The organism is Stieleria sp., from assembly GCF_041595215.1.
Classification (GTDB): domain Bacteria; phylum Planctomycetota; class Planctomycetia; order Pirellulales; family Pirellulaceae; genus Stieleria; species Stieleria magnilauensis.
Genome location: NZ_JBFHKV010000570.1, coordinates 1 through 5,378 on the forward strand (window position 1 = coordinate 1; position 5,378 = coordinate 5,378).

The window sequence follows — 5,378 nt, forward strand, 5'->3', positions numbered from 1 at the left end:
CACTACGCGTGCTGACTTGCAACGTCGGCGGCGGCACCCTGGATGACCGGCAACTCATTCAATTGATTCACGACAACCGAATCGATGTCTTGATGCTGCAAGAATGTCCCCAAGCGGTTTCCGAACCGTTATTCCAGAAACTGGGCTGGCAACGCCGCCAAGTGCACCACATCGTGATCGGAAGCCCGCTTCCGTTGGGTGCATCACGCGTCCTCGGCCGGCAATCGGACGATAATTTCAGAGCCGTCGCCGGGATCGGTTGCGAACTGGACTGGCACCTCGGCAGTCGCATTCAACTGGTTTCGATACACCTGCCCACGTTTCGCCCCGCCCTGGAGAAACTACAGCACCTGGATTTCGATCAAGGACCGGAAGCGATTGAACGACTGGGCCAAATGCGCCGCGGTCTTTCCAGACAGATCGTCGATGCGATCGATGATTCGGAATTGCCCACCGTCGTAGCGGGCGATTTCAACGTTCCCATCGAAAGTGCTTACTACCGCGATCTTTGGGACCATTTCCAGAATGCGTTTTCGATCGCCGGCAGCGGATTGGGCTACACCAAATACACACGCTTTCATGGCGTCAGAATCGATCACGTCCTGGCGGACGAAAACTGGACCGTGCAAGACGTCCACGTCGGCCCCGACTTGGGCGGTGATCATCGCCCCGTGATTGCCGAATTGGCCAGGACGACCGCACCATGAACCTGCTGTACATCGCCACCACCTATCCGACGCCCACCAGCCCTCGCCAGGGGATGTTCAATCGCAACCTGGTGGACGCATTGCGTGTCAACCATCAAGTGCGCGTGGTCGCGCCCATCCCGTGGGTGGAACGGCTTCGAAAACTCAATTCAACGTCGCGGCCGACCGTCGAGCCCTCCTCTGACGTGTTCCATCCCACGTACTTCTATCCGCCAAAGTTATTGCGAACTCACTACGACGTGTTTTATTGGCGATCGATTTCCCCCGTATTGAAACGGATTCAAAACACGTTCACACCGGATCTGGTGATCGGCTATTGGCTGCATCCCGATGGAAGGGCCGCGTTGCGGGCCGCCGAGTCTTTCCGTGTGCCGTGCGTCGCCGTTTCCGGCGGCAGCGATCTGCGGCTTTTGCCCCAGCACCCCGCTCGTCGCCGCGCGATTCAAAGCGTGCTGTCCGACGCTCAGCGGTTGGTCGTGGTCAGCCGCGACTTGGCCGCGCAAGCGATCCGCCTGGGCATGCCGCCCGAAAAGATCGATGTCGTGTATCGCGGCGTCGATCATCGTTGCTTTCATCCCAGTGATCGTGGTGTCGCCCGCGACGTTTGTGGATTGCCCCGTGACGCCATCGTGTTGATGTGGTCGGGGCGATTGGAATCGGTCAAGAACCCGACGTTGCTGTTGCGAGCGGCTCAGCGCTGGCAAATGAAATGGGGCGACCGGTTGCGGATCCTGATCGCCGGCGATGGTTCGATGCGAAACGAATTGATCAAACTGCGCTCGCGACTCGGGTTGGACCACTGTGTCCGATTCGAAGGCAATCTCAGCCAACAAGCACTGGCCGCGTGCTACAACGCAGCCGACGCGATGGTGTTGACCAGCCATAGTGAAGGGATCCCCAACGTCTTGTTGGAATCGATCGCCTGCGGCGTGCCCTTCGTGGCAACCGACGTGGGTGGTGTGTCCGAAATCGCGTCTCCGGGTGTCGATCGACTGGTGGGCGACAACGATCTGGACGCACTGGTCGATGCCGTCGTCGGACAAATCGAGTCTCCGAGCGATGCCGAACGCGACTTTGTGCCCGACGGTCTGACGGAAATGGCCTCACGATTCGAAGCGGTGTTTCACCGAGTTGTCTCGTCGCAGAAAGCGAATACCGGCAAGGCGGCATGATGAATCTCGTTGAGCGACGGATGCTCTTGATCAGTTACGCTTACCCGCCGACCGGCGGGGGAGGCGTCCAGCGCAGTGTCAAGTTTGCCAAGTACTTGCCCCACTATCATTGGCGACCCACCGTGCTCACCGCGGCCGATCCGTCCGTTCCGGTTCGCGACAATGATCTGTCGATGGAATTGGATCCGCAGACGACGGTGCTCCGCGCCCGAACGCTCGAACCGTCGTACCGAACGAAACAAAAACTGATCGCGACCGGGGATCCGTCGTCGCTTTCATTCAAACGTTGGATGAAGCAATGCGTTCGAAAGGCGGGCATGTCGTTGTTGCAACCCGACCCCCAAATCTTGTGGAACCCCTGCGCCGCGAGACTGGCGACACAAACACTGCGTCAGGTTCCCCATGACGTGGTGTACGTGACGGGACCACCGTTTTCGTCGTTCTTGCTCGGACGAACCCTCAAGCTTCGTTTCGGGTTGCCACTCGTCTTGGATTTTCGTGACGAATGGCTGTTGTCCAGCCAGCACTTTGAAAACCACCAACGATCGGGAATCGCCTATCGCCAACAACGCAGGATGCTGGGCAAGGTCTTGCGGGCGGCCGATGCGGTCGTGGCAACGACACAAGCGAGCGCCGATGAACTCGCCGGCCAAATCCAAGAAACAGGCAGCCGAGCTTCGGTGCACTGTATCTACAACGGTTACGACGAAGATGACTTGACGGCCCTGCGCTGCGAATCGAATCCGCCCGACCGGTTGCGAATCGTCTACACGGGAACGCTTTGGAAGCTGACCGACATTTCACCCGTCGTGGATGCGTTGGTTCGACTCGCCGCGGCGAATCCCGATTCCGCGGCGCGAATCGACTTGATCATCGCCGGGCGACGCACGCCGCATCAAGACGCCCTGGTCGCAAAACTGGATGCAACGGCAGTCAACGTCCAACGCCACGATTATCTGCCGCACGGCAAGTCGTTGGAATTGGCTGGGTCGGCCGATGTGCTGTTGTTGCTGTTGGCCGATGAACCGGGCGCCGAACGTGTGGTGCCGGCCAAACTGTTCGAATACCTGGCGCTGCAAAAGCCGATCCTGGCGATTTGCGGCGATGGTGAAACCGCCTCGTTGATCGATCAACACGGGCACACCTATCGGTTCTCTCCCGGCCAAGCCGATCGCATCGCCGCGTGTTTATCTACGTTGCTTGCGGAGCGGCCTTGCCGGGTAACGTGTGGCGCGGACGACCTTGGCCCATTCTCACGCCGTCGGCAGACGAGCCAGCTGGCCGAGGTCATGGACGCGGTCAGCCGGTGAGCGGCCGATGTCCTTTTTCCCTCATGGGATCCCAGCAGATTGAGCGTCGAAGTCAGCCCCCGAATGACGAACTTAAAGGGGGTTCGATCGTTGCCGTCACGTCGTGGCCCCTCTCTGGATCCTTGCAGTGCACGCTGTCCTTGTTTTCACCTTCCTCGGTTCCTTGCTGGGGTTGTTTTATGCGTACGTCGGTTATCCCATCCTGATCGCGATGCTGGCCCGAGTGCTGGGCCGCGACGATCCGCCGACGGTTTCCGACCGGACGGACGACCTGCCCGAGATCACGGTCTTGATCGCCGCCCACAATGCCGCCAATCACCTGACCGAACGCATTGAAAACATCTTCGCCTGCGACTATCCGCCGGAGCGATTGCACGTTCTGATTGCCTCCGATGGCAGCACCGATGCGACGCCGCGTCTGGTGTCGGGATTCAACGACGGCCGCGTTAAAGCCCTCTCCTTTCAAACCCGCCGCGGCAAGGCTGCGACGTTGGTCAGCGCCGTCGAGTCTGTCACCAGTCCCGTGATCGTCTTCACCGATGCGACGACGCGTTTTGACCGCGATTCATTGCTGCGATTGTCGCGACATTTCAGCGATTCGGCGGTCGGTGTGGTCGCCGGTCGAGTCACGATGGTCGATGGCCAAGGCGCAGCGAGCGAATCACTGTACTGGAAACTGGAAAACAAAATCCGCGGCTTTGAAGCACGATTGGGAATCACGCTGGGAGCCAGCGGGGCCATCTACGCCATCCGGCGATCGATGTTCGTCGCCCCGTCTCGACCCACCATCAACGATGATCTGGTTCTGCCGATGCTGGTGCGGATGACGCATCAATGCCGTTTGGTATTTGATCCGACCGCGCGGGCGTATTCACCCAGTACCGGCGGGATCCGCTGCGAGTTCTTACGTCGTCAACGAATCGGTCTCGGCGCGATGCAGTGTTTGCCGACGCTGCGTGGATTGCTGCGGTGGAAAAATCTGGACCAAGCGGCCGCGTTTGCCTCGCACAAGCTGATCCGTTGGTGCGGCCCCTTCCTGTTGATCGCTGCCTTGGTCAGTAACCTGATCTTGGCAACCGATCTCCGCTTTCAAGGCCTGCTGCTGTTGCAAGCGTTCGCCTATGGAGCAGCCGCGTACGGCTTGGTGACGTCGCGTCGCTCACTCGCCTCGCGTTTGGCGCGAGCCGGTACGTCGTTCGTCGTCATGAACGCCGCCATCGGCGTCGGGATCTGCCGATATCTGATCGGACATGATACAGTGATTTGGAATCCAACCGAACGATCGAGTTGGAGCCATATCCCAGCGACATCAGAATTGGTCCATGCAAGCGAAAAGCGTGCGGCGTAGGAACGAACGGAAAGTGTCGGACGGTTTGCCAGCGCGGCGTCGGGTTCCGGCGTGCGATTCCGCGACCGCAAGCTGGAAGCATCTGCCACCAATCGCGTTTGGAACGTCGATTGACAGGATTCCCCAGTGCTCAAACCAGTGCTCAAACCTGTGTTCAAACCGGTGCTGCAACCAGTGCTGAAGATCCGGGGAATGGGACCGATGACGTTCGCCCGCGCCTATCGGGCGGGGCAGCGGTCGCTACCAAACCCCACGCACGTGTTCGTCTGTGTCACCGACCATTTCGAGCCCGAGCGTGACCGCGCCCCGTTGGAACTGCAGCGGCGACGCGTGGATCGTTGGCTGAGCGATTACCCACGGACCGTCGACGGCTGTTGCGACTCACGCGGCCGACCGCCACAGCACACCTTTTTTTATCCCATCGAATGCTACCTGCCCGAGCATCTGGAAAAGCTCGCGACGCTGACACGGTCGGGCTACGGAGACGTGGAGGTGCACTTGCATCACGACAACGACAACGCCCAGTCCTTGCGTGAGCTGCTGCTACGGTCGACCGAAACTCTGCATACACGACACGGGCTGCTGCACCGAGATGCGTCCGGTCAAATCCGCTATGGGTTCATTCACGGCAACTGGGCGCTCGACAATTCACACCCTGACGGATGCCACTGCGGTGTCAATGACGAACTCACGGTTTTGCGCGAAACGGGCTGCTACGCGGACTTCACCATGCCCGCCGCCCCTCACCCGGCACAGACACGAACGATCAACAGCATCTATTACGCGATCGACGACCCCCAGCGACCGAAGTCGCACGACACCGGGATCCCCGCAACCGTCG

General features: G+C 59.9%; 5 protein-coding genes. All 5 read left to right on the forward strand.

Annotated elements, in window-relative coordinates; genetic code table 11:
• A partial coding sequence (locus tag ABX749_RS20220; protein WP_372897566.1) for an endonuclease/exonuclease/phosphatase family protein occupies positions 1–707 on the forward strand: 707 nt, incomplete at its 5' end.
• On the forward strand, positions 704–1,879 hold the full coding sequence (locus ABX749_RS20225) for a glycosyltransferase (RefSeq protein WP_372897567.1): 1,176 nt from the start codon (positions 704–706) through the stop codon (positions 1,877–1,879). The genes ABX749_RS20220 and ABX749_RS20225, both read left to right, overlap by 4 nt.
• Positions 1,876–3,189 (forward strand): glycosyltransferase, encoded by a 1,314-nt coding sequence (locus ABX749_RS20230; protein WP_372897568.1) that lies wholly within the window; start codon positions 1,876–1,878, stop codon positions 3,187–3,189. The genes ABX749_RS20225 and ABX749_RS20230 overlap by 4 nt, the downstream gene beginning before the upstream one ends.
• Positions 3,190–3,316: 127 nt before the next feature.
• Positions 3,317–4,537 carry a glycosyltransferase family 2 protein gene (locus ABX749_RS20235; RefSeq protein ID WP_372897569.1) on the forward strand — a complete coding sequence of 407 codons (1,221 nt, stop codon included), beginning with the start codon at positions 3,317–3,319 and terminating at the stop codon, positions 4,535–4,537.
• A 126-nt stretch (positions 4,538–4,663) separates the two neighbouring features.
• The coding region (locus ABX749_RS20240) for a hypothetical protein (protein ID WP_372897570.1) at positions 4,664–5,378 on the forward strand (715 nt) is incomplete at its 3' end.

What these genes read in the sequence shown, in the direction of transcription:
- ABX749_RS20230 (WP_372897568.1), top strand. Translation starts at nt 1,876, where the DNA reads ATGATGAATCTCGTTGAGCGACGGATGCTCTTGATCAGTTACGCTTAC.
- ABX749_RS20225 (WP_372897567.1), top strand. Translation starts at nt 704, where the DNA reads ATGAACCTGCTGTACATCGCCACCACCTATCCGACGCCCACCAGCCCT.